Source organism: Paraburkholderia sp. ZP32-5, from assembly GCF_021390495.1.
Taxonomy (GTDB): domain Bacteria; phylum Pseudomonadota; class Gammaproteobacteria; order Burkholderiales; family Burkholderiaceae; genus Paraburkholderia.
In genome coordinates this window covers 1336098-1360399 of record NZ_JAJEJP010000002.1, presented here as the reverse complement: position 1 = coordinate 1360399, position 24302 = coordinate 1336098, and the positions used below count along the sequence as shown (strand labels likewise).

The 24302-nt window shown below is 65.9% G+C and carries 18 protein-coding genes; 9 read left to right on the top strand and 9 right to left on the bottom strand.

The window, feature by feature from the left end:
- Positions 1-2 precede the first annotated feature (2 nt).
- Positions 3-1301 carry a cobyrinate a,c-diamide synthase gene (locus L0U82_RS24805; protein WP_233835372.1) on the top strand — a complete coding sequence of 433 codons (1299 nt, stop codon included), beginning with the start codon at positions 3-5 and terminating at the stop codon, positions 1299-1301.
- Positions 1285-1935, top strand: coding sequence for a 5,6-dimethylbenzimidazole synthase (gene bluB / locus L0U82_RS24800; RefSeq protein ID WP_233835371.1), 651 nt, complete (start codon positions 1285-1287; stop codon positions 1933-1935). Before L0U82_RS24805 ends, bluB begins: the two co-directional genes overlap by 17 nt.
- Before the next feature lie 29 nt (positions 1936-1964).
- Here bluB and L0U82_RS24795 read toward each other — a convergent pair whose 3' ends face one another.
- Positions 1965-2573, bottom strand: coding sequence for a DUF4136 domain-containing protein (locus L0U82_RS24795; RefSeq protein ID WP_233835370.1), 609 nt, complete (start codon positions 2571-2573; stop codon positions 1965-1967).
- 356 nt (positions 2574-2929) lie between these two features.
- On the opposite strand from L0U82_RS24795, the gene L0U82_RS24790 reads away from it, so the two are divergent.
- The 3 genes from L0U82_RS24790 to L0U82_RS24780 are packed head-to-tail and all read left to right on the top strand — an operon-like array spanning position 2930 to position 8760.
- Entirely contained in the window at positions 2930-6127 is a 3198-nt protein-coding gene (locus tag L0U82_RS24790; RefSeq protein WP_233835369.1) for an efflux RND transporter permease subunit, read from the top strand.
- Positions 6117-7304 carry an efflux RND transporter periplasmic adaptor subunit gene (locus tag L0U82_RS24785; protein ID WP_233835368.1) on the top strand — a complete coding sequence of 396 codons (1188 nt, stop codon included), beginning with the start codon at positions 6117-6119 and terminating at the stop codon, positions 7302-7304. Before L0U82_RS24790 ends, L0U82_RS24785 begins: the two co-directional genes overlap by 11 nt.
- On the top strand, positions 7297-8760 hold the full coding sequence (locus tag L0U82_RS24780) for an efflux transporter outer membrane subunit (RefSeq protein WP_233835367.1): 1464 nt from the start codon (positions 7297-7299) through the stop codon (positions 8758-8760). The genes L0U82_RS24785 and L0U82_RS24780 overlap by 8 nt, the downstream gene beginning before the upstream one ends.
- A 128-nt stretch (positions 8761-8888) precedes the next feature.
- Here the strand turns inward: L0U82_RS24780 and L0U82_RS24775 are convergent, their stop codons facing one another.
- The 7 genes from L0U82_RS24775 to L0U82_RS24745 form a co-directional block, all read right to left on the bottom strand.
- Complete coding sequence (locus L0U82_RS24775) at positions 8889-11390, bottom strand: CHASE2 domain-containing protein (RefSeq protein ID WP_233835366.1); 2502 nt, start codon at positions 11388-11390, stop codon at positions 8889-8891.
- A 78-nt stretch (positions 11391-11468) separates the two neighbouring features.
- Entirely contained in the window at positions 11469-12905 is a 1437-nt protein-coding gene (locus tag L0U82_RS24770; protein WP_233835364.1) for a FecR domain-containing protein, read from the bottom strand.
- Between the two features lie 20 nt (positions 12906-12925).
- The gene (locus tag L0U82_RS24765; RefSeq protein WP_233835362.1) at positions 12926-13663 is read right to left on the bottom strand and encodes a response regulator transcription factor; all 738 of its coding nucleotides are present in this window, start codon (positions 13661-13663) and stop codon (positions 12926-12928) included.
- Positions 13664-14601: 938 nt separating this feature from the next.
- Positions 14602-18171: a DEAD/DEAH box helicase gene (locus L0U82_RS24760; protein ID WP_233835360.1), complete on the bottom strand. Its 3570-nt coding sequence runs from the start codon at positions 18169-18171 to the stop codon at positions 14602-14604.
- 312 nt (positions 18172-18483) lie between these two features.
- Positions 18484-19023 carry a cytochrome b gene (locus tag L0U82_RS24755; protein WP_233835358.1) on the bottom strand — a complete coding sequence of 180 codons (540 nt, stop codon included), beginning with the start codon at positions 19021-19023 and terminating at the stop codon, positions 18484-18486.
- Positions 19020-20165, bottom strand: a complete 1146-nt coding sequence (locus L0U82_RS24750; RefSeq protein ID WP_233835357.1) for a catalase family peroxidase — start codon at positions 20163-20165, stop codon at positions 19020-19022. The genes L0U82_RS24755 and L0U82_RS24750 overlap by 4 nt, the downstream gene beginning before the upstream one ends.
- Positions 20166-20293: 128 nt before the next feature.
- Positions 20294-20569 (bottom strand): DUF4148 domain-containing protein, encoded by a 276-nt coding sequence (locus L0U82_RS24745; protein WP_233835356.1) that lies wholly within the window; start codon positions 20567-20569, stop codon positions 20294-20296.
- On the opposite strand from L0U82_RS24745, the gene L0U82_RS24740 reads away from it, so the two are divergent.
- The 4 genes from L0U82_RS24740 to L0U82_RS24725 all read left to right on the top strand — a co-directional run bounded on the left by L0U82_RS24740 (position 20568) and on the right by L0U82_RS24725 (position 23217).
- Positions 20568-20798, top strand: coding sequence for a hypothetical protein (locus L0U82_RS24740; protein ID WP_233835355.1), 231 nt, complete (start codon positions 20568-20570; stop codon positions 20796-20798). The two genes, L0U82_RS24745 and L0U82_RS24740, sit on opposite strands and share 2 nt — an antisense overlap.
- Positions 20799-20862: 64 nt before the next feature.
- On the top strand, positions 20863-21600 hold the full coding sequence (locus L0U82_RS24735) for an anti-sigma factor family protein (RefSeq protein ID WP_233835354.1): 738 nt from the start codon (positions 20863-20865) through the stop codon (positions 21598-21600).
- A 274-nt stretch (positions 21601-21874) separates the two neighbouring features.
- A complete protein-coding gene (locus L0U82_RS24730; RefSeq protein WP_233835353.1) occupies positions 21875-22393 on the top strand; it encodes an RNA polymerase sigma factor in 519 nt (172 codons plus the stop codon).
- A complete protein-coding gene (locus L0U82_RS24725) occupies positions 22390-23217 on the top strand; it encodes an anti-sigma factor family protein (protein WP_233835352.1) in 828 nt (275 codons plus the stop codon). The genes L0U82_RS24730 and L0U82_RS24725 overlap by 4 nt, the downstream gene beginning before the upstream one ends.
- A gap of 20 nt (positions 23218-23237) precedes the next feature.
- Here the strand turns inward: L0U82_RS24725 and L0U82_RS24720 are convergent, their stop codons facing one another.
- Positions 23238-24149, bottom strand: coding sequence for a helix-turn-helix domain-containing protein (locus tag L0U82_RS24720; protein WP_233835350.1), 912 nt, complete (start codon positions 24147-24149; stop codon positions 23238-23240).
- Positions 24150-24302: the final 153 nt, after the last annotated feature.

Genomic DNA, 24302 nt, shown 5'->3' with positions numbered 1-24302 from the left:
CAATGTCCGCGTGCCCCGCGCTATTTATTAGCGCCCCGGCGTCGGGTCAGGGCAAGACCACGATCACCGCGGGTCTCGCGCGCTATCACCGGCGGCTCGGCCGGCGTGTGCGCGTGTTCAAGACCGGTCCGGACTTTCTCGATCCGATGATCCTCGCGCGCGCGAGCGGCGCGCCGGTGCTGTCGCTCGACCTATGGATGGTCGGTGAGACCGCGTGTCGCAACCTGCTCGCGCAGGCGGCGGCCGAAGCGGATCTGATCCTGATCGAAGGCGTGATGGGTCTGTTCGACGGCACGCCGAGCAGCGCCGATCTCGCGACCGTTTTTGGCGTGCCGGTGCTCGCGGTGATTTCCGCGCAGGCGATGGCGCAGACCTTCGGCGCGCTCGCGTTCGGCCTCGCGCACTTCAAACCGGAGTTGCCGTTTCACGGCGTGCTCGCGAACCGCGCCGGTTCGGCACGCCATGCACAGATGCTCGAACAAGCGTTACCGGCCGATCTGCGCTGGTGCGGACACATCGCCGCGAGCGACGAAATCGCGTTGCCCGATCGTCACCTCGGCCTGCACCAGGCCGACGAAATCGGCGATCTCGAAGCGCGGCTCGAACGTGCCGCCGATACGCTCGCGACCACATCTCTTGCCGAATTGCCGCCCACGGTCGAATTCGGTGCACCGTCGCCCGAAGTTTTGCCGCAACTGCTGCAAGGCAAGCGCATTGCGATGGCCCGCGATGCCGCGTTCTCGTTCATCTATCCGGCCAACGTCGCATTGCTCGAAGCGCTCGGCGCCGGGGTGCACGAGTTCTCACCGCTCGCCGACGAGCCGTTGCCCGACGCGACGGACGCGCTCTATCTGCCGGGCGGCTACCCCGAACTGCATGCAGCGACACTCGCGAATAACTCACAAAGCGCCGCGTCGATCCGCGCGCACGTGGCGGCCGGCAAACCGGTCGTCGCCGAATGCGGCGGCATGCTGTATCTGCTCGACACGCTGACCGACGCGCACGGCGCGAGCACACCGATGCTCGGTCTGGTGCCCGGTCACGCGACGATGCAAAGGCGCTTCACGTCGCTCGGCATGCAACAGATCGACGGCCCGCATGGGCCGCTGACCGGCCATACGTTTCATTACTCGAAGCTCGACACGCCACTCACGCCGCTGCGCTCGGCCACGCGCGCACACAGTGACACACCCGGCGAAGCGGTTTATCGCGTGGGCCCGATTGTGGCAACCTATATGCACGCTTATTGGCCCTCCAACCCGGCTTTCACGGCCGCACTCTTCCATGGCGAAGCCTTTTGACGACTCCGAGCGCGACGCGGTCTATCGCGCGATCTACGAACGGCGCGACATGCGGCATTTCGTGTCCGATCCGGTCGATCCCGCGGTGCTGCGGCGTCTGCTCGACGCGGCGCACCATGCACCGAGCGTCGGCTATATGCAGCCGTGGCGCATCGTACGCATCACCGAGGCGGCGCTGCGCACGGTCTTACACGAGATCGTCGAACGCGAACGGCTCGCCACCGCCGATGCGCTCGGCAAGCGCCGCGACGAGTTCATGAAGCTGAAAGTGGAAGGCATGCTCGAATGCGCGGAGCTGCTGGTGATCGCGCTGATGGACGGCCGCGAACGGCATGTATTCGGACGCCGCACGCTGCCGGAGATGGATCTGGCGTCGGTCGCGTGCGCGATCCAGAACATGTGGCTCGCCGCGCGCGCGGAAGGTCTCGGGCTCGGCTGGGTCTCGCTGTTCGACGTCGACGCGGTGCGCCAGTTACTGCATATGCCGGAAGGCGCGCGGCCGGTCGCGATTCTGTGCCTCGGCCACGTCGACCAGTTCTATAGCGAGCCGATGCTTGAAACCGAGCGCTGGGCGAGCCGTCTGCCGCTCGCCGATTGCGTGTTCGAAAACCACTGGCCACGGGACGACGGCTAACGCCCGCGTGACCACCCCGGAGTTCCGTTCTAACGTTGCAGCGGCTTCATCGATTCGACATTGGTCGCGCCGCTCACCTTGTCGACACTGAACTTCACACGCCAGTCGGCCGGTTCATCAAACGGTAATTTGGCCAGCGCAGTCTTCACCAGCAATGGGATCGCATGCACCGGGTCCGCGTTGCGATCGACGAACACCGAGCTGACCTTGTAGCGCTCCGCGCCGCTCGCGTTTTCGAAGAAGCGCAGCGTCAGCGCATGCTGATACTCGCGCCCGAACAGCATCGCACCGAGCCCGTCACTGCCGCGCGCGCAATCGGCCGGCGCGCATTCGCTGCCGCCGATGCCGATCGACGCCGGCCGCGTGCTATACGCCATCGACACCAGGTAATGCGCGGGCTTGCCCGCCGTATCGACGAAACCGTGTTGGGTCAGCTCATCGCGCAGCAGCTTCTCGGCTTGCGGAAAATCGGCGCTGTCCTGCTGCGGCTGCGTGCGCGCGATCGCATAGGTTTGCTCGCCTTGCAGCGCGACGGCGGCATGGTCGGTCTGGCCGGTGTGCACATCGGCGCTCAGGCCCGTGCAACCGGCGAGGCTCGCCGCGGCCAGCGCGGTACAGAGGTGAAAGATTCTTGCCATTGTTCTGTTTTCTCTCAGAGACGGATTCATATTTTGTTTCCACACAACAGTATTGTGCAAAAGCCACTTTTCCCAAAGCGTCCCCCCCCGCTATTCTCCGTCGCTCCGATGCGACGTGGCTAAAACAACGACTTCGACTTTACATCTGGCTGATGCTCGCCATTTGCAAGTTCAGCGTAAGCGTTGTGAATTCCGTCGTGGAAACAAGCCAGCCGCATTCAGGCGCTCGATGCAGGCTGCCCCGATTGTCAATCCACCACCGCGCCTGGATGGAACAGGCACATCGCTAACGTTCGCCGCATGGCCCCTTGTGCGCGGCACGCGCGCCACGTTCTCATCAAAGCCCTGGAACCGTCATGCTTGGCCTAGTCCGTATAGCCCTCCGGCGACCCTACACCTTCGTCGTTCTGGCGATCTTCATCCTCATCATCGGTCCGCTGTCCGCGGTCAGAACGCCGACCGACATCTTTCCCGACATCAAGATTCCAGTCATCAGCGTGGTGTGGCAGTACACGGGACTGCCGCCGGACCAGATGGTCGGCCGCATCACGTCGCCGTTCGAACGCTCGCTGACCACGACCGTCAATGACGTCGAACATATCGAGGCCGAGTCGGTGGCCGGCTTCGGGATCATCAAGATCTTCTTCCAGCCGGGCGTCAACATCAGTAACGCCAACGCGCAGGTGACCGCGGTCTCGCAAACCCAGTTGAAGCAGTTGCCGCCGGGAACGACGCCGCCGCTGATCCTGAACTACAACGCGTCGACGGTGCCGATCATCCAGCTGGCGTTGTCCGGCAAGGGGCTCTCCGAGCAGAACCTCGGCGACCTCGGGTTGAACGCGGTGCGGCCAGTTCTGACGACGGTTGCCGGCGCATCCATCCCCTATCCGTTCGGCGGCAAGTCGCGCCAGGTGCAGATCGACGTCGACCCGGCGGCCATGCAGGCGCGCGGTCTGTCCGCGCAGGACGTCGCCAACGCGCTGGCGGGCCAGAACCTGATCACGCCGGTCGGCACGGAAAAGATCGGCGACTACGAGTACACGCTGCAACTGAACGATGCGCCGTCGCAGATCAAGGCGCTCGGCGATCTGCCGATCAAGGCGGCCAACGGCACGACCGTCTATATCCGCGACATCGCCAACGTCCGCGACGGCAGCGCGCCTCAAACCAATATCGTGCACGTCGACGGTAAGCGCTCGGTGCTGATGTCGGTGCTGAAGAACGGCTCGGTATCGACGCTCGGCATCATTTCCGGCGTCAAGGATCGTATCGCCGCCGCGAAAGCCTCATGGCCCGACAATCTCGAGATCAAGCCGATCGGCGACCAGTCGCTGTTCGTGCGCGCCGCGATTACCGGCGTGGCCCGCGAAGGCGTGATCGCGGCCGTGCTGACCAGCCTGATGATCCTGCTGTTCCTCGGTAGCTGGCGCTCGACCATCATCATCGCCACGTCGATCCCGTTGGCGATTCTCGGCTCGATCGCGACACTGTCCGCGCTCGGCGAGACGCTGAACATCATGACGCTGGGCGGCCTCGCGCTCGCGGTGGGGATTCTGGTGGACGACGCGACGGTCACGATCGAAAACATCAACTGGCACCTGGAGCACGGCAAGCAGGTGGAGGACGCGATTCTCGACGGCGCCGCGCAGATCGTCACACCGGCGTTCGTGTCGCTGCTGTGTATCTGTATCGTGTTCGTGCCGATGTTCTTCCTCGACGGTGTCGCACGCTTCCTGTTCGTACCGATGGCCGAAGCGGTGATCTTCGCGATGATCTCGTCGTTCATCCTGTCGAGAACCCTCGTGCCGACGATGGCCAAGTTCCTGCTGAAAGCACATGCACCGAGCGAACCCGGACACGCGCACGACAGTAAATCCCCAGGACCGCTCGGACGCTTTCAACGCGGTTTCGAAGCGCGTTTCGAAAAAGTCCGCGCCGGGTATCGCGATCTGCTCGAACTGGCGCTGACGCGCCGGCGCGTGTTCGTCACCGGCTTTCTCGGTTTCGTCCTGCTGTCGTTCGCACTGGTGCCGTTCCTCGGCCGCGACTTCTTTCCGGCGGTCGACGCCGGCCAGATCCTGATGCATGTGCGCGCACCGGTCGGGGTTCGCGTCGAGAAGACCGCGCAGATCTTCGCAAACGTGGAAGGCGCGATTCGCGAGATCATTCCGCCAGCCGACCTCGGCACCGTGGTGGACAACATGGGCTTGCCGGTGAGCGGCATCAACACCGCGTACAACAATACCGGCACGGTCGGTTCACAGGACGGCGACATCCAGATCGCGCTGAACGAAGGCCATCGCCCGACCGCCGAGTACGTGCGCGAGATGCGCGAACAGTTGCCGCGCAAGTTTCCGGGCGTGACGTTCTCGTTCCCGCCGGCCGACATCATCAGTCAGATCCTGAACTTCGGCTCGCCCGCGCCGATCGACCTGCAGGTCCGCGGCAACAACCTGACGGCCAATTACGCATACGCGGATCGTCTGCTGCGCCAGGTGCGCGACGTGCCCGGCGTGGTCGACGCGCGAATCGCGCAGTCGCACGCCAACCCGACTTTCAACGTCGACGTCGACCGCACGCGCGCGCAATTGCTGGGCATCACCGAGCGCGATGTGACGAACAGTCTGGTGGTCAATCTGGCGGGTTCGAGCCAGGTCGCGCCGACGTTCTGGCTGAACAATGCCAATGGCGTGTCCTATCCGATCGTGATGCAAACGCCGCAGTACTCGCTCGATTCGCTGTCGGCGCTGCAGAACCTGCCGATTACCGCGAGCGGCAGCCACACCCCGCAAATCCTCGGCGGGCTGGCAACAACACAGCGCGTAAGCAGCAATGAGGTGGTCAGCCAGTACAACATCCAGCCGATGGTCGAGATCTTCGCGACCACGCAAGGCCGCGACCTGGGCGCGGTGGCATCCGACATCCAGCGCATCGTGCACGACAACGCCCATGCGTTGCCGAAGGGCTCGACCGTGGCGCTGCTGGGCCAGGTTCAGACGATGAACAGCGCGTTTTCCGGCATGCTGTTCGGCCTGCTCGGCGCGGTCGTGCTGATCTATCTGCTGATCGTGGTCAACTTCCAGTCGTGGGCCGATCCGTTCGTGATCGTCAGCGCATTGCCCGCCGCGTTGGCCGGCATCGTGTGGATGCTGTTCGCGACCCAGACGACCCTGTCGGTGCCGGCGCTGACCGGCGCGATCATGTGCATGGGGGTGGCGACGGCCAACTCGATTCTGGTGGTCAGCTTCTGCCGCGAGCGTCTCGCGGTTCACGGCGATCCGTTCAAGGCGGCGCTCGAAGCGGGCTTCACGCGCTTCCGTCCGGTTCTGATGACGGCGCTGTCGATGATCATCGGCATGGCGCCGATGGCGCTTGCTCTCGGCGAAGGCGGCGAGCAGAACGCGCCGCTTGGCCGCGCCGTGATCGGCGGCCTGATGTTCGCCACCACGGCCTCGCTGTTCCTCGTCCCCGCTATTTTCTGCATCGTCCACGCGCGCCCCGGGCGCGCGGCTACCCCGGCATCCGTCTCGGGAGGTCCCGCTCATGTCGTCTGAATCCACTTTCCCCGCTAATCCGCCCTCGCGCCGTCCGCTGCGCACCGCCGGCATCGTCGGCCTGCTGATCGTCCTCGGCATCGTCGCCACCGGGATCACGCTGCGCGCGATGGAAGCCCGCAAACTGAAAGCCTGGACCGACGCCCAGTCGGTGCAGACCGTCAGCCTGATCCAGCCGATGCGCGATACCCAAGGCCCGGCTCTGCAACTGCCGGGACGGCTCGAAGCCTATACGCGCGCGCCGATCTTCGCGCAGGTGAGCGGCTATCTGAAGTCGTGGAATGTCGATATCGGCGCGCGCGTCAAAGCAGGCCAGGTGCTCGCTGAAATCGAAACGCCCGAACTCGATCAGCAGCTGGTCCAGGCGCGCGCCGATCTGCAAAGCGCGCAGGCCAATGCGCTGGTGGCCGGCACCACGGCGAAGCGCTGGGAGGCGCTGCGCGGCAGCGATTCCGTCGCCCAGCAGGACGTCGATCAGCGCACCGCGGACTACACCGCGAAAGCCGCCATCGCCGCCGCGGCGAAGGCCAATGTCGACCGGCTGATCGCGACCAAGGCGTTCGCGCGGATCGTCGCGCCGTTCAACGGCGTGGTGACGGCCCGCGATACCGACGTCGGCGCGCTGGTCAATGCCGGCGCCGGCGGCGTCGGCCAGGAGCTGTTCGAAGTGTCCGACGTCAAGCAACTGCGCGTCTACGTGCAGGTCCCGCAGAATTACGCGCCGGCCATTCACGACGGCACCAACGCGACGCTGAGCGTGCCCGCGTACCCCGATCAGCAGTTCACCGCGCGCGTGATCGCGGCGGCCGATTCGGTCAATTCGAGTTCCGGCACGACGCTGGTCCAGTTGCTGGTCGACAACGCCAACGGCAAGCTGCTGCCCGGCGGCTATGCGAGTCTGAAATTCAACCTGCCGGTCTCCGCCAACGCGATCAGGATTCCGGCGAGCGCGCTGGTGTTCGACAGCCGCGGCACGGTGGTCGCCACGCTCGGCGCGAACGGTCAGGTGCTGTTCAAGCAGGTGAAGATCAGCCGCGACTTCGGCGACTCGGTGGAGATTGGCGCGGGACTGTCGCCGACCGATCGCGTGATCGACACGCCGCCCGACGGGCTCGCGGACGGCGACCACGTCGAAGTCGCCACGACAACTGGCGCGAAGGCGGCGGCCCATGGCTAAGTCTGGATTTGCCGCGGCTCTGCTGCCGTGCGTCGCCGTGCTATCGGCGTGCTCGCTCGCGCCGGACTACCACGTGCCCGCCATGCCGATCGCGGCGCAGTACAAGACGCTCGGGCCGTGGACCAATGCCAAACCCGCCGACCAGATCGATCGTAACGGCTGGTGGACGATGTATGGCGACCCGCAGCTCGACGATCTGGAAGCCCGCCTGCTCGCCAGCAATACGGATCTGCGCGCGGCCTACGATCACTACCGCGAAGCGCAGGCGTTCGTCGCGCAGGTTCAGTCGGAGCTATATCCGACCGTGACCGCGAGCGCGGTGCCGTTGCGGCAGCGCCAGTCCGACACGGCACCGTTGCGCGGCAACGGTCCGAGCAACTACAACTCGATCACGCTCGGCGCCACCGTCAAATACGACGTCGATCTGTGGGGCCGCGTGCGCGACTCGGTCGGAGCCGGCAAAGACGAAGCGCAGGCAACCAAAGCCGATCTGGCATCCGTGCGGCTCAGCCTGGAAGTCCAGCTCGCGGACAGCTACATCCGTCTGCGCGGGCTCGACCAGCAGACCGCGCTGCTGAACGACACCGTCGCGGCCTATACGAAGGCGCTGCGACTCACGCAGACGCTGCACGATAGCGGCATCGTGTCCGGCCTCGACGTGTCGCGTGCGCGCACGCAGTTGTCGTCGACGCAATCGCAGTTGTCGCAGAACCTCGCGCAACGGGCGTTGCTCGAACACGCGATCGCGGTGCTGGTAGGTGCGTCCGCGTCGACATTCAGTCTGCCGCAGCAGACCGCGAACCTGGCATTGCCGGCCATTCCCACCGGTGTGCCCTCCACGCTGTTGCAGCGTCGGCCCGACGTCGCCGCGGCCGAGCGCCGGGTCGCCGAGGCCAATGCCAAAATCGGCGTAGCACGCGCCGCCTACTTCCCGGACATCGTGCTCGGCGTGACGGGTGGCGTGGAAAGCGCGGCCTACGCGGGGCTGATTAGCGCGCCCAATACGTTCTGGGCGATCGGGCCGCAACTGGTGCAATACCTGTTCGACGGCGGCTATCGTCGCGCCACGCTCGATTCCGCGAAGGCGGCGACCGACGAAGCCGGCGAGCTTTATCGCGGCGTGGTGCTGTCCGCGTTCCAGCAGGTCGAAGACAATCTCGCGCTGCTGTCGTATCTGGGTACCGCGCTCGATCAGCAACGCGACGCGGCCACGGCGGCCAAAGAAGCTGTCGATCTGTCGACGAGCCAGTACAAGCAGGGCACCGTCAGCTATCTCGACGTGGTGCAGGCACAGACCGCCGAACTCGATGCACAGCGCGGCGTACTCGATGTCCAGACGCGCCAGTTGAGCGCGAATGTGCAACTGCTGCACGCATTAGGCGGTGGATGGTCGAGCGATGAGCTGGCTAAAGTAAGCGCGGCACCGGTGCTGGTTGCCGCCAACGCGAAGCAGTGAGCAGCGTGTACGTGCCCGCTCCGGCAATCCGGACGGGCGCGTAAAACCACACACGCACATCCACACGCACCTGCACGGCTTCGAACTGCACGGCTTCGAACTGCGCGGCGCAACGCTGAACCCTCTGCTCAGAAGCGCGGCGCGACCGGCTCCTCCGACTGCGCATCATCAAGCGCGGGCAGCCAGATCGTAAATGCAGTGCCCTCGCCCGGCGCGCTGACGACATCGACATCGCCGCCGTGCCGCGTCACCACCGTTTTCACGAATGCCATGCCGAGGCCCGCGCCGCCGACTTCCGGCCGCTCGGCCTCGTGAAAGCGCCTGAAGCGCTCGAACAGCCCCGCCTGCTGCTCCTTCGGAATGCCGTAGCCCTGATCGCGGATCGTGCACGACACGCGCGCCACCGAGCGCGACGCGGCGGGCTGGCTCGCGAAGCTGCACACGATACGTGTATCCGGCGGGCTGTACTTGACCGCGTTGTTCAGGATGTTGACCAGTGCGCGCGTGACCAGCGAGCGGTCGGCGCAAATCCAGTGGCCTTCGTCGGCGTCGTCGCCGGTCTCCGTGTGCAGCGCGATGCGCTTCGCGTGGGCCTGCGGCCAGACCTCGTCGGTTGCGTCGATCACCAGCTCGGTCAGACTCAGCGGTTCGAGCACGTACACCTGCGATTCGGCGCGCGCGAGCTGCACGAAATCGTCGGCGAGCGTCAGCGCGCGTTGCGCGTAGCGCTCGATGCGTTCGAGCAGGCTGCGCGCGAGCACCGGCTCGGTGCGTGCGCGTTCGATCTCGACCAGCGCCAGAATCGACGCCTGCGGCGAACGCATGTCGTGCGACAGCAGCCGCAGCGCGTCCTCGCGCTGCGCCTCGGCCGCATGCAATGCGGACACGTCGACGAGGCCCGCGATCCAGCCGGTCGTTTCGCCTTGCGCGTTGGTACAGGTCGCGTAGCGCAGCAGATGATCGCGCTCGTTGGCATCGCGCACTTCGACGCCCTGCGCGATCAAGGCGGCAAACTCGTCGCGCGTCGGATCGAGCAGCGCCGGCCAATGCGCGCGCGCGAACAGGTTGCGTTCGGGATCGGACGCGGCGTCGCTATCGATCGTCTTCACGAGCGTCAGACCGCCGAGCACGGTCTGCATCGGCTGGCCCTCGGGCATCGGCGCGCGCAGCCGCGCGAAGTGCGCCTTGGCCGCATGGTTCGCGATCAGCACGACACCGCGCAGATCGCTGACGAGAATCGGCTCCGGCACGCTGTCGAGGCTGTCCCACACGAAGCGCTTCATGTCCTGCACGCGCTGCGCGGCCTGGGCCATCAGCGCCATATGCTGCTCCAGCACGTCGCCGCCGAACTCGCGGCGGCGCTGCGGCGCTTCCGGCAACAGATGCGGTTCGTCGGCTAGGCGCTGCAGCTCGCCGCGCAAATACGCCATCGTCATTTCGAGGCGGCGCCAGTTCCAGATCGGATACACGATCACGAGGCCGAGAATCGCCGGCACCGGCGACATCCACAGCCGCCCGACGTATAGCAGCGCCGCGCTGCCGGCCGCCGCGAGCAGTACCAGCGCGCCGGTCAGTAGCAGCGAGCGACGCGGCGACAACACGAGGAAGCCGGCCAGCAGCGCGGCGAGCGGCGCGAGCGACGACACGAACATGACCCAGCGCGCGAGCGGTTGAATCTCGCGGCCGGTCAACAGCGTGTCGAGCACGTTCGCGTGGATATAGACGCCGGGCAGCGGCCCCAGCTCACCCGACACCGGCGTCGCGAAGCGGTCGTAGAGGCCCGACGCGGTCACGCCGATCACGACGATGCGTCCGCGCAACTGATCGGCCGGCACCTTGCCCGCGAGCACGTCGGCGTAGCTGAATCTTGTGTAGTCTTCGGCGTCACGGCCGAACGGGATCAGGAAGCGGTCTTCGCTGTGGTCTGCGCCGCGGTCTTCGTCAGGTTCGTCGTCACCGCGCGCGGGCACGTTCGAATGCCGCGCCGGCAACCCGTTGCGCAGATGCAGCTTGCCGTGTTCGACCGCGTCGGCGACGCCCACCATCAACTGCGGCCAGCGTGCGCCTCCATCGCTCTGGAAACGCGCGACGCTGCGCGCGATGCCGTCGCTATCCACTTCGAAGTTGATATGGCCGAGTCCGGCCGCGGCTTGCGCGAGCGGCGCGACCGGCTGGACCGCGACGCGCCGCCCGGTGTCGTCGGGCGGCGTCAGCAGCACGGGCAGATAGGTCGGGCTCAGTGCGATCGCATGGGCGAGTTGCGCGTCGTCCGCGCTCGGCTCGGTGAACAGCACGTCGAACACGACCGCCGCGGGCTTGGCCACCGCGATCTGTTCGAGCAGCCGCGCATGCACGCTGCGCGGCCACGGCCAGCGGCCGATCTGCGCGATGCTCGCGTTGTCGATCTCGACCACGACGATATCGGACAGCAAAGGCTGCTCGCGCTGGTTCAGGAAGCGGTCGTACACGAGTTGATCGATGCCGGCGCTAAAGCGCCCGAACGAACTCAGCAGGATCACCACGATGCCGAGGCAGCCCACGCCCATCCACTCGATCAGAAAGCGCCGGCCGGCACGCCGTCCGAGACGCGCGCGCGGATCGAGGCTCAGTCGCGTAGAAGTGTTGAGCAAGAGAGGATGTAATCCGGAATGGGAAGATGGGCCGGCCGATGGAGCAGCCCATGGACCGGCCCGGAGAATCTACCAGCGTCAGCGCGCCAGAGTAAAGGAGCGCACCGGGCTGCTCTTTTCATAGAAGCGGCCGTTTTCGAACTGCTCGGCGACGATCGTCCAGTAGTAGACGCCCGCGGGCAGATCGCTGATTACCAGCTCACCGCCCGGCAGATCGGTGCGATCGACGACCGGATGGCTCAGATCGGCGGTTCGGCCCAGCACGAAGCGGAAGCTCGTCGGCACCTTGCTGTGACTGACGAACCAGCGGAAGTCGTAGTCGCGGCTACCGGCGCGCTGTGACGCCGACGCGTCGAGCCCGAGCTGACGACGCTCGAATGCGTACACGTTCGGCAGGCCGTCGAGGCCGTGGCTGTCGGTCGATGCAACCCGTACGAAATAGGTGCCGTCGGGCAGATCGCCGAAGTCCGCGCGCGGCGTGCTCACCCGCATGTCGCGCACGAGATCGAGCTGGTCGGCATCGTGCGAGATTTGCAGCCGATAGCCGACTGCGTCGCTGGCCGGCTTGATGTCGAATGCGACCGTCTTGCCGTCCTGCACCCGCGCCGGTTGCGCGAGCGCCGGTGCCGGCAGCAGCTCGACCGGACTGCCGACCGAGCCGCCCGAACGCGTGACGTTGCCGAAACTTGCCTTGACCAGTTGCTCGGAGGCCTGCAGCGGCACGCCCGGCGCCGGCGCAGCGCGCCGACCGCCTCCGTTAGCCTCGATGGCCGGATCGACGCCGACCGCGCCGTCGAGCACCGCCACCGCGGTGGTCTGCGTGCCGCCGTCGTAGTCGACGCGAAAACGCGTACCGCGCACGCCCGCGACCACCGACGGCGAGCGGATCTGGAAGCGATCGTCGCGCCGCGGCGCATGCGTGACCTGACTCTCGACCTCACCGTGACGCAGATCGAACACGCGATCTCCGACGCCGGTCAGCACGACGTGCCGCAGTTTGTCGATATCGAGTTCGCCGTCCTGTGCGATCGTCACATACGAGCCGTCTGGCAGCTCCAGCGTCGCAAAGCCATTCGGACCGGTTCGCACGCGATCGCCTTCGACCAGCGTCTCGCCGGTCTTCAGCGGCAGATAAGGGCTGGTGCCGAACGCATGCTCGACCGGACCGCTCGTCGCGACCACGCGGGCCGCGTCCTGGTCCTGCCTGAGCTTGTCGGACGGCAGACGCAGCACGATGCCGGCCGGCATACGGCGCGGCGCGGGCACGTGATTCAGACGGCTCAGAAGCGCCCAGTCAGTAGGATCGGCCATATAGCGGCCGGCGATGTCGTACAGCGTGTCGCCATCGCGCGTCGTATACGAAACGTAGACCGGCTGCGCTTTCGCGCCGTGTTTGGGGCGAGCCGCCTGCGCAAGCGCCGCCGTGTTCCAGCTCGTGGCGGCCGTGGTAATCAGGCAGGCCATCGTGAGCCATGCAGCGGCCTTGCGGCCGGGTACCGAAGCGCGGCCGCGCATTGCCACATCCACGCGCACCGTCACGCCTCACCCGCTTCGGAAGGTTCGTCGGCAGCGGACGGCGGCGTATCCGACTCGATCCGTTCCAGACGGTAGCCGTAGCCGTAGATCGGCGTGAGCCGGTAGCCCTGCTCGGGGCGCAGACCGAGCTTGCTGCGCAGCATCGACACATGCGTGTCCATCGTGCGCGACGGGATGTCGGTGGCCTGCTTCCAGATCACGTCGAGAATATGCGCGCGCGACAGCGGCCGGCTCAGATGCTGGAACAGCAGCAGTGCGAGTTCGAATTCCTTCTGCGTGACCGCGACTGCGGTGCCGCGCACGACGACGTGCTTCGCGCTCAGATCGAACTCGAACTCGCCGAACACTTCCTTCGTGGCGGGCGGCTTCAGGTAATAGGCGCGGCGCAGCAGCGAGCCGACGCGCGCGAGCAGCACCGCGGCGGACACGGGCTTGACGAGATAGTCGTCCGCGCCGGTATTCAGGATCGAGGTGATGTCGGTTTCGCGACCCCGGCTCGTCATGAATAGCACCGGCAGACGCTCGGAGAGGCTTTCGCGCACCCAGCGCAGCACCTCTTCGCCTGACATGTCGGGAACGTTCCAGTCGAGCACGAGCAGATCGAAGGTCTGGCGCCGCAACTGGCGCACCAGTTCTCGCCCAGCGCCGTATGCGTGACAGACATGCCCCGCTGCCGACAGCGTTTGACAAACAAGATCGGCCTGCGCCGAATCGTCATCCAGGACTGCAATTCTCATAACACCCCACAACGCAACTGCGCATTTTGTAACTGGCCGCCGATGAACCGACTAACCACCGGGATGAGACGGCCTCGACCGTCGATCCGGTTTCCCATAAAACTGCGGCTGCTATTTTGCTGATGGTCCCTCGCCTTACCCCGTTTCACGCTGCTTTCGCGTCATCTCGAAATCAGCGCACATCTTAAATTGACATAAACGATTATGCGGGGCAGATCATCATAATCGAAAACATTCTTTTCTCCCGGTTGCCGTGTTCGGCAATCCGTCGCGAGCAACCCTGTCTGAAAGCGGCTTACGCGTTTTCTTAGGCTCTCCGAGGTCCGCGAGCCTTGCTGGGCGGCCTTGGAGCCAGTCGTATTTCAAATGGCGATTTGTTGCCGGGATGGCGTTTGGCTCCATCTGCGCATCCCGTTTCAGGAAGTTCCCAGGAGAACTCTGATTTAACAATTGGAGGCTAGTATAGGAATAGTCTCAAAATAAATCGTTTAAACATTGTCAGATTTCAAAGCAACATTTTTGTCACTTGATGCGCTTTGCATGAACTCGCGGCGTTGTCGGTGCGGATGCCCACCTTCCCGGCGATTTCAAAATGTGGGACGAGGATGCAGGAAGAGCGCAAAAAAAAAATGGCGTTGCCCCGTTCAGGGCAACGCCGCTCAAAAACACTACACACACTCGCCGGGGTCTAGCCACACGAGTAGTGACACGTTAGCCGGGACGCCACACTCGCTCAAGATGAAAGAACTTCGTTTGTAACGGTTACCGAGGTAGTTCTTACGCGCCATGCATAAGCCGTTAGCGCACAAGTCCCGCGCCATCTATGTCCCCAATTGGTATGAGGTGGCGCCGCCTCGCGCGGCGATTTACACACGCGACGTTTTGTTACACGTCTTCCACGATTCCTGTTCGTGTTCCCAGGCTACCAGGTCGCCTGCTCAGCGCGTGCCTTCGAGCGCCGGCATCGGCGCGAACAGCGCATCGAGATCGTCGTCGGAAAACTTCGTCGCACCCGCGGCGTCTTCCGCAAGGATGCTGTCGGCGAGGCCAGCCTTCTGCTCCTGCAATTCGACGATCTTTTCCTCGATGCTGCCCGCGGCGATCAGCTTGTAGACGAACACCGGCTTGTCCTGCCCCAGCCGGTGCGCGCGGTCGGTGGCCTGATTCTCGGCGGCCGGGTTCCACCACGGGTCGTAGTGGATCACCGTGTCGGCCGCGGTCAGATTCAGACCCACGCCGCCCGCCTTCAGGCTGATCAGGAACAGCGGCACCTCGCCGCGCTGGAAGCGCTCGACCGGCGTCACGCGATCGGTGGTGTCGCCGGTCAGCATCAGATACGGAATCGCGGCTTCGTCGAGCGCCTCGGCGATCAGCGCGAGCATGCCGGTGAACTGCGAGAACAGCAGCACACGGCGTCCTTCCTCGATCAGTTCGGGCAGCATCGACAGCAACAGATCGAGCTTGGCCGAGCGCATCGTCCGCTCGGCTTTCGCGGGCTTGTCCTTGTCGGGCTTCGGCGCGTCAGCGCGCGGCACACCAGCCTGCAAATCGGTCGGCGGCTGCCCATGCGCGTCGTCGTCAGATTCCTCGCGCGCGCCATGCGTCCTGACCAGCCGCGGATCGCAACACACCTGACGCAGTTTCAACAGCGCGTCGAGCACGACGATATGACTGCGCGCGAGCCCCTGCGCGCTGATCGCCGCGCGCACCTTCGCCTGCATCGCGGTGCGCACCGTTTCGTACAGATCGCGCTGCGCGCCTTCGAGATCGACCGGACACATGATCGTCGTCTTCGGCGGCAACTCTTTCGCGACTTCGTCCTTGCGACGGCGCAGCATGAACGGCCGGATGCGGCGCGCGAGCAGCGCGCGGCGCACGTCGTCGCCGTTCTTCTCGATCGGATTGCGCCAGCGGCGCGTGAAATCCTTCTGGTTGCCGAGAAAGCCCGGCAGCAGAAAATCGAATTGCGACCACAGCTCGCCGAGGTGATTTTCGAGCGGCGTGCCGGTCAGACACAGCCGATGCCGCGCGCGCAAATTGCGGATCGCCTGCGCGGCCTTGGTGCTCGCGTTCTTCACGTACTGCGCCTCGTCGAGGATCAGCAGGTGGTAATCGTGTTCGGCGAGCACCTTCTGATCGCGCCACAGCAGCGCATAAGTCGTCAGCACCAGCTCATGCGCGCCGATCAGCTCGAACCGCTCCTTGCGCTGCGGTCCGTTCAGCACCAGCACTTTCAGTTCCGGCGCGAAACGGCGGGCTTCCTCGCGCCAGTTGTGCACCAGCGTGGTCGGCACGACGATCAGCGCGGGACGCACGAGCCGCCCCGCTTCCTTCTCGGCAAGAATATGCGCGAGCGTCTGCACGGTCTTGCCGAGCCCCATATCGTCGGCGAGCACGCCCGCCAGATCCTGCTCACGCAGGAATTGCATCCAGTTCAAACCTTGCTGCTGATAGGCGCGCAGCTCGGCCGTCAGCCCGCGCGGCACCGGCACCTCGCGCAAGCCGGGACCGGCCTGCAGACGGCGCGCCAGCTCGCGGATCGACGCATCGCCGCTGAATTGCCAGCGGCCGGTGTCGTTGAGCGCGTCGAGACGGCCGGCATCGAGCGCCGCCACGCGCAGCGGCGCGCCATCGGCGAGCGCTCCGCCGAGCGAATCGAACAGATCGACCAGCACGCGCACGACCGGCTTCAGACGATCGGCGCGCAACCGCAGCCGCTTGTTTTCCTCGGTCTTCAGCTCGATCGGCTCGTTGTCGCCGATGCTGTCGAGCGCGCCCGACAGCCAGCGCCGGTCGCGCCGGAACAGATCGGCGAGCAGCGGTTCGAGCCGCACGTTGCGCTCGCCGACGCGGATGCCCATTTCCAGATCGAACCAGCCGTCGCCGGCCTGATGCGCGGTGCCGTCGATCGCATCGATTTCGATCACGTTGTAGCGGAACTCCGGCGCCATCGTCACGCGCCAGCCGTTGGCGACGAGCTTCGGCACCGCGTCGTTGACGAACTCGGACCATGCTTCGGCGTCAGGCAGGCCGAGCATCGTGTCGGGCACGAGCCGCGACGCGTGGACGCTGTGCGTCGGCACTTTCTGCAGCCCCGTCTTGCGCAATTCGAGCAGACGCCTTTTCTCGACGTCGTAGCGGCGGCGGATATGGATCACGTCGCCGCCCGGCAGCGGCACCAGCGTCACGCTGCTGTCGGCATTGATGCTGACACCGTCGTAGTCGAAGCTCACGGCCGCCAGTTCGATCGCGATGGCCTTGCGCTCCGCCGGCTTCGCGGCCTTCGCGACCCTGCCGGCGCCCCGCGCCGCGTTGGCCGGCGCGTGGCTGTTGAGCAGCAGCACCGGCACCGGATCGACATCGATCACGCGGATCGCGGACGCGTCGTGAGTGGGCGGCGGCGGCAGCTCGGGCGCGATCTCGCGCAACACCGATGCGACGAGCGGCGCCTCGGCGAGCGAGATCGGCGGCATCGCGAGGTAGTCGGGCAATTGCTGGAACGGCAGCGAAAGCGGCACGATGCCGGCCTCGTTCGCGACGCCGTCGACATACCAGACGGGCTCGGTCGGCAGCACCATGCTTGCGCGCGGTTCGGTACGCAGCACCGGACGCAAACGCTGGTCGGCGAGCGGTTCCCATTCGATGCTGCCGGGCCGGTCGGCGGCGCGCGTCAACGGTGTCGGCCCCGCCTTGCCGGGCGCGGTGTTGAAGCCGAAGAACAGGCGCCCGGTGGCGATCAGCTTCTGCAAGGTCTCGGCGCCACTCGTACCGCGCAGCACGAACTGGCCGAAATCCTCGCGCGAGCGTCCGAGCCACAGCCCGCGCAGGATCGACAGATCCGCGTCGGAAACGAAGCGAGGCTGCTTCAGCAGCGCCGCTTCGACATCGCCCCAGCTCTGCCCGACTTCGACGATCGCGCCGTTCGCATCGCAGCGCGCGCGGTGCAGCACGACTTCGTGGCGCAAATGGAAACTCGACCAGGTGAGCCGATACGCGAGCGTTTCGCCACGAGCGGCGCCGGCGTTGCGCGCAGCGGCCTGGTTGGCCGTCGCGTCGGCGGCATCCGCCGCGCGGGCGCGAAAGCGTTCAAGCCAGCTGACCAGTTCCGGGCGTACGCCCGGCGACGGCGGCGGAGGTTGCGTAAGGGGTGACAGCGCCGGTCGCGCGCCGGAAATGTCCGGCCTTTGCGTGCCGTCCTCGTCGTCCACGGGCGTGATGTGGTCCATCTCGTCGTGGTAGTCGAGTTCCGCGAGCAGTAGCGCCGCGACGTGCTTGCAATCGCGGCCGACCGGACAGGTGCAGTCGCTTTGCGCCCATGGCAAACCGCCATCGGTACGGAAACGCACGCGCGTTCGGTACGGTTGCGGCCGCGAGCCCTGCACGTCGCCGGACAGCGTCGCGCCCTGCCATTTCACGTTGCTGACCGCGCCCACCGAGCGCGCTTTGGCGACGGCCCACTCACCGAGCCATTCCGTAATCCTGTCCCGATCGAAGAAAACTGACGACATCCGCGTGCATTCCTGTTCAAACCGGCGAAGGCAGTTGCGCGCGGACAAAACGGCGCGCCGGACGCCGCGCTGTCGCGACGCCCGGCGCATTCTGTCCGGCTTCGATCTGCCTGTGATAACCGGCCATTTTACGCGTTGGACGAAAATGGCTGTGCCGGCGGCAGAGGACAGGATTGAGGCTGTGCGTGGATGCTTCGCGCGAGGCAGGCACACCGAGTGAGGCGGCACTGTCGTGCCTCGCTCCGGGGCTACGGGGCTACCCCGTTACGCTGCTACGAGACCGAACGCACAGGTCGTGCAAACGGCGCTGACTCAGCGCCCGCCGCGCGTCATGCTCTGCCACACGCCATCGCGCAGAATCAGCGCATGCAACAGCGCCGCCGCCAGATGCAGCAGCACGGTCGCGAACAGCGCCAACGCGAGCCACGTATGCAGCGCGCGCAGCAGCGCGAACAGCGCGGCGTCGTGCGGCGCGATCGGCGGCAGATGCAGCGAGCCGGCCGGCGTGACCGGATAGCCCGCCGCGGACACCATCGCCCAGCCGATCAGCGGCATCGCCGCCATCAGCGCGTACAGCACGATGTGCGAAGCCTTGGCCGCGAAGCGCTGCGCGTTCGACATGTTCTCCGGCAACGGCGGAGCGCCGTGCGTGATCCGCACCGCGAGCCGCAACACCACCAGCACCAGCAACGCGATGCCGAGCGGCCGATGCAGCGCGATCAACGTGTCATGCGCGTGCGACACCGTCGCAACCATCCCCACGCCGATAAACAGCATCGCGATGATCAGCGGCGCCATCGTCCAATGCAGCAGCCGCGCGAGCGGACTGAAATGAGTACGTGCGCGCGTCATGAATGCTCTCCTTTTTGCTCGCCCTGCTGCGAGCCCTGTTGTGGGGCCTGTTGCGGGCTCGGCTGCGCTTGATGCACGTCGGGATGCAGCGCTTCCTCGCGCGTGCGGCGCTTGAACGACAACGCATACGCGGCCGAACGCGCGGCCAGCAGCGGATCGTCCGAAGGCGCGATGCCCGCGGGCAGGATCGTCGGATCGAAGTTGATATCGCGGCACTCGCCGTTTTCCTGCGATGTCGCGCGCTCGATCACCAGCGTGCCGGCATCGACGCGTTGGCGATCAGCGGGCCATTGCAGCGTGGCGTCGTCGACCGGATCGCCCGGCTGCGCAACGTTCAGAATCAGATGCCAGCGCAACGGTCCCTGTTGCAGACGCTCGTTCAGATCGGCGGCGAGGAAATTCTTCTCGGCCTGCTGCGCGGCGGTGATCGGCGCGTACGGCATGTCGGGCTCGACGGCCCAGCGGACCGCGCGCGTCGTGCCGCTCGCGTCGGTAAACAGAAACGCGTTGATGCTGTAGTACGCGGCGTTGGCGAGACTCGACGACGGCGGATGCGCTTTGACCCAGTTCTGGAACGGCTGCGTCTCGGGATTGGCCGCGTAAAACGCCTTCAGTTTCGCCGGATCCGGTTTGCCGGTCGTAGGATCGGGCTTCGCGGCCAGCAGTTGCTGATAGAACTGTTCGGGCGTATGCACGGCGAACACCGGCGTCGAATTCATGCCGGTGCGCCACTGCTCGCCGTCGGCCAGCCTGAATTGCAATGCGAAGCTGCGCACTGGCGAGCTCGTATCCGGCGCCGACGGATTGCCGCCCGGCACCGCGAAGCGTCCGGACACCGGCGTGCGGCCGGGCGCGAACACGGCCGCGCGAGAAAGCGCCGCGCCGTTGCCGTTGCTATCGAAATAGCCTTCGACGCACAGGCCTTTCGCGTGATTGCGTCGATAGCCGGGATGCTGGCCCGCCACGGCCTCGAACGTGTTGATGATGCGCGGTGCGCTCAAACGCGAGGGCGTGAGCCAGCCGGCCGTATAGGCGAAGCCGCCCGCGAGCGCGAGCACGGCCGCGCCGATCGCGGCGAGCCGGCACGGCACGCAGATCGGCCGAGGTCCGGGCCGGGGATTGGGAACGGAAGGTTGGGTCACGAAAACTCCTTGCCGGATGGGGTCGATGCAGTGGCTAACACGCCACGCGATGATCTATTCCATCCGGCAACCGGCGCGCGTCCGTTCAGTTCGCGCGCCGGTTGCCTGCACGGCTTCAACGGCCACGTTCAATGAGCGCCCATGCTCGCTGCGCCGGCATTCGCGACGCTGCTCGCGGCAGCCGCCGCTTTGGCGGCGGCGAGCGCCTGCTTGCGCTGCTCGACCTGACGCACGAACGCGGGATTGACGTCGGGGTACGACGAATCGGTGATGTAATCGAGGCCGTTCTGCTGTGCCTCGATCAGCTCCTGATACACCTGCGCACGAGTCTTACCCTCGGCAAACGCGCTCGACGAAACGGCAAGCACGACAACGGACAAAACAGCCAAAGAAAGCTTTTTCATGATCGACTCCTGTGGAGAATTGTGCGGGTTCGCATCAGGGGAAACCACAGGTGACGAGCTTTTATTCCTGAGTTTCAGCCTCGACAAAAAGATCGTCGGCGAAGGGAATAAACGGCGGCGCGGCGCGGTTTGCCTGCATTCCCGCTCGCTGATCAGGCGACTATTCAAGCGACGATTCAAACGACGATTTGGCTGCGCATCGCAAGCCAATGTGGACCGCGCGGAATAAATGCGTAAGCATCCGTGTTCACCTTCCGATAGCCGCAATCTCACGCCACCTTTGCATCACTGCCATGACCTCGACCGACAACCGGCACAGCACGCCGCCGTCCGAAGCCGACATTCAGGCCTATGCCGACGGCACGCTGACGCCCGAACGCACGGCGGCGCTGCGCGACTATCTGAGCAAGCATCCGGCGGAAGCGCGCCGCGTCGCGTTTTACGACCGGCTGAACGCGCAGATCCAGGCGGCGTTTCGGGCCACCGACGAGCCCGTGCCGCCGCGCCCCAGCGGTTTGCGCGCGTCGTTCGCGCGCACGCGAGCGCGCCGCTCCGTGCGCCGCACGCTCAACGTGCTCGCGGCGCTGGTGGTGACGCTGGCGATCGTCAGCGGCTGGCTCGCGGCGGCCCAGGTGTCCGCGCAGGCACTAGATAACGCGGCGGTGATGGCGTTGGCCGAAGCCACCGCGCAAGGCTTTTCGGCCGCGTCGCCGACCCGCGCGGATGCAAGCACGGACGCAAGCGCGCCGGACCTGAGCGCGCTCGGCATGCGCGTCGTCGAACAACGCGTGTTGCAGCTCGGTCCGTTGCAGCGCGCCAACGAATTCGTCTACCTGAACGGCGACCAGCAGCCGGTCGTGATACTGACGGCCGCGGCACCGTTTGCGCGCGAGCAGCCGCAGTGGTCCGCGCGCCGGGTCGGCGAGATGCGGCTGTTGACGTGGACCGCGCAGCGGCAGCGCTTCGTCGTGGCGGGCAACGCGCGCGCTCACGGGCTGATGCGCGTCGCCGATGTGATGACTGCGCGTTGATGGGCACTGATGGATGCCAGCGCCCGGCGAGCGCCGCGATAAATGTGCGACGCCCCCCTGCACGCCCCACCATGCCCACACAACGCAGCCCCGCGTGCGAACGAAACATCAACACCACGAAGCCAGCGGAATAAAATCCGCCCATGGCTGTTTACAGATCGAATGCGCGTGGTGCCCGCAAGGCGCCGAAAGCAACCGCGAACGATGCGGCGCGCACCGATACCGAAGCAGGTGAATCCGATGCCGACCCCAAGCCCCACAACTGTGACCCATCATGGATGTCCGTGACGAGCTGATGGAGCATGTGCCGCGTCTGCGGCGCTATGCGCGAGCGCTGATCAACAATCGCGAACTCGCCGACGATCTCGTGCAGGACACGCTCGAACGCGCGCTCGGCCGCACCGGCCTGTTCCAGCCGGGCACCGATCTGCGCGCGTGGCTGTTTACGATCATGCACAACGTGTTTGCGAACCAGGCGCGCAAGGCGTCGGCGCGCGCGGTCCACGTCGCGGTCGACGACGACAGCATCCCCGAAAGCGAACTCGCCGTGCCGTCGTCGCAGACCCGTTCACTGGAAATGCGCGATCTCGATTACGCCTTGCAGCGGCTGCCGCTCGAGCAGCGCGAGGTGGTGCTGCTGGTCGGTCTCGAAGAAATGAGCTATGCCGATGTCGCGCTGGCGTTAAACATCCCGATCGGCACGGTGATGTCGCGGCTGTCGCGCGGCCGCGAACGGCTGCGGGCATTGATGGCGGGCAGCCAGCCCGGTGCGAAATTACAGGTGGTGCGATGAGCGAGCCGCAAATGCCGATCGGCGAAGAAGATTTGCACGCGTACGTGGACGGCACGCTGTCGGGCGAGCGCCGTGTCGAGGTGGAACGCGCGCTCGAACAGAACCCGGAGCTGGCCGCGCGTATCAGCGATTATTTTTCGCTCAACAGCATGTTTCATGAGCGCTACGACCGCGTGCTCAGCGAGCCGGTGCCGAAGCGGCTGCAGGCGCCCGCGCCGCGCCACTCGCGAGTGGCCGCGAACTGGCCGCGCTACGCCGCGCAGTTCGGCGGCATGGCGGCGGCGCTGGTGCTGGGGCTCGGCATCGGCATGCATCGCGGCGATCTGATCCCGCCGGTCGCGCTCGATCACACCAGCGTGCGTGCGGTCAGCGCGGATAGCGCCGAAGGTTTCGCGCGCCAGGCGGCGCTCGCGCACGTGGTCTACATGCCGGCGATCGACCGGCCAAGCGATATGAGCGCCGAGCACGAGCAGGAATTCGTGCAATGGCTCGCGAACCGGCTCGGCACCCAGGTGCATCCGCCGATGCTGTCGAAGAGCGGCTTCATGCTATCGGGCGGCCGTCTGCTGCCGGGCACCGACGGCCCGACCGCGCAGTTCATGTATCGCGGTCCGAACGGCGAGCGCGTGACGCTGTGCATCTCGCATCGCAAGGAGAACGCGAACACGACCGCGTTCAAGCTGTATCAGTCGGGGCCCGTCAATGTGTTCTACTGGATCGACGGCGATTTCGGCTATGCGGTGTCGGGCGGCATCGATCGCAAGCAGCTATTGCAGCTCGCGCATGATGTGTATGCGCAGTTGACCGGGGTCGGGCCGGGCTGATCGCGGCACCGCTGACCGCATTAATGCCCGGAGTTCCGCTGCTCCACTGACACCGCCTCATCCCGTGCGGCGCCGCGCAGCTCGCGCGGCGTCACGCCCAGCAAACGCCCGATCCAGTGAGCCATATGGCTCTGATGCGCAAAGCCGGCATCAAGCGCAATCTGGCTCGCGCTAAGCCGGCCTTCCAGCAATAGCGCCTTCGCGCGCTCCACCCGTCGCCGCACCACGTACTGATGCACGGGCACGCCCAGCGTTTCGCGAAACAGTAGCTTGAAATGCGGCACGCTGAGTTGCGCCTGCGCGGCAAGATCGTCGAGCGTCAGACGCTGGTCCAGATGCGCGTCGATGAATTCGATCACGCGCGCCGCCGTGCGTGGCGCAAGTGTGCGCCGCAGCTTGCCTGATTCCGGCGAGCCGCCGATCAGCCGCACCACCATCGCCGTGCACAGACTCTCGGCATACAGCGGATCGGACGCGTCGTCCGCTTCGAGTTCAGCTTGCAGCGCCCACGCGAGATGCTGAAAGCGCGGATCGCGCATCTGGAAGCGCGGCCGCAATTGCGCATCGGACGATTTCAGCGCCAGTTGCTCGACGGTCCGCTGCGCGAATTCGGCGGCGAACCATACGCTGAAGATCGTGCAGGCGGCTTCATCGGTCCACTGACCTTCGAGCCCCGCGGGGATCACATCGGCGTCGCCGTGCGCCTGAATCCGCGACAGACGGCGCGAGTCGGTCCGGCAGTGCGCCGTCACCGGCGCGCCGACATGCACGCCCACGCGGTGATGCCGGAACGCGGGTATCCGATGCAAACCAGCCGACACGCCGACCAGTTCCGCGCCGAAATCCTGCCAGCCAAGCGCGCGGCTCGAGCGCAAGGTCATGCGCGAGCCACTGTGCGGCGCGAGCGCGGGGATCGGGGTGACGGCGTTCATCGCGGTTCTCCTGAGTGGCGGCGAGGTTCGTGCATTGTGCGGCGTTTTCCGCGATTTCGCTGAGGCGACGGGATTTCGTGTGCTGGACGGTGGCGATGCGATTCGCTGGCGGTTCTCCATACGGCGGTATCGCGCTATGTCGCTGCAAGAAAT

What these genes read in the sequence shown, in the direction of transcription:
- bluB (WP_233835371.1), top strand. Translation starts at nt 1,285, where the DNA reads ATGGCGAAGCCTTTTGACGACTCCGAGCGCGACGCGGTCTATCGCGCG.
- L0U82_RS24805 (WP_233835372.1), top strand. Translation starts at nt 3, where the DNA reads ATGTCCGCGTGCCCCGCGCTATTTATTAGCGCCCCGGCGTCGGGTCAG.
- L0U82_RS24780 (WP_233835367.1), top strand. Translation starts at nt 7,297, where the DNA reads ATGGCTAAGTCTGGATTTGCCGCGGCTCTGCTGCCGTGCGTCGCCGTG.
- L0U82_RS24745 (WP_233835356.1), bottom strand. Translation starts at nt 20,569, where the DNA reads ATGAAAAAGCTTTCTTTGGCTGTTTTGTCCGTTGTCGTGCTTGCCGTT.
- L0U82_RS24765 (WP_233835362.1), bottom strand. Translation starts at nt 13,663, where the DNA reads ATGAGAATTGCAGTCCTGGATGACGATTCGGCGCAGGCCGATCTTGTT.
- L0U82_RS24785 (WP_233835368.1), top strand. Translation starts at nt 6,117, where the DNA reads ATGTCGTCTGAATCCACTTTCCCCGCTAATCCGCCCTCGCGCCGTCCG.
- L0U82_RS24760 (WP_233835360.1), bottom strand. Translation starts at nt 18,171, where the DNA reads ATGTCGTCAGTTTTCTTCGATCGGGACAGGATTACGGAATGGCTCGGT.
- L0U82_RS24730 (WP_233835353.1), top strand. Translation starts at nt 21,875, where the DNA reads ATGGATGTCCGTGACGAGCTGATGGAGCATGTGCCGCGTCTGCGGCGC.
- L0U82_RS24795 (WP_233835370.1), bottom strand. Translation starts at nt 2,573, where the DNA reads ATGGCAAGAATCTTTCACCTCTGTACCGCGCTGGCCGCGGCGAGCCTC.
- L0U82_RS24735 (WP_233835354.1), top strand. Translation starts at nt 20,863, where the DNA reads ATGACCTCGACCGACAACCGGCACAGCACGCCGCCGTCCGAAGCCGAC.
- L0U82_RS24770 (WP_233835364.1), bottom strand. Translation starts at nt 12,905, where the DNA reads ATGCGCGGCCGCGCTTCGGTACCCGGCCGCAAGGCCGCTGCATGGCTC.
- L0U82_RS24755 (WP_233835358.1), bottom strand. Translation starts at nt 19,023, where the DNA reads ATGACGCGCGCACGTACTCATTTCAGTCCGCTCGCGCGGCTGCTGCAT.
- L0U82_RS24720 (WP_233835350.1), bottom strand. Translation starts at nt 24,149, where the DNA reads ATGAACGCCGTCACCCCGATCCCCGCGCTCGCGCCGCACAGTGGCTCG.
- L0U82_RS24725 (WP_233835352.1), top strand. Translation starts at nt 22,390, where the DNA reads ATGAGCGAGCCGCAAATGCCGATCGGCGAAGAAGATTTGCACGCGTAC.
- L0U82_RS24790 (WP_233835369.1), top strand. Translation starts at nt 2,930, where the DNA reads ATGCTTGGCCTAGTCCGTATAGCCCTCCGGCGACCCTACACCTTCGTC.
- L0U82_RS24740 (WP_233835355.1), top strand. Translation starts at nt 20,568, where the DNA reads ATGATCGACTCCTGTGGAGAATTGTGCGGGTTCGCATCAGGGGAAACC.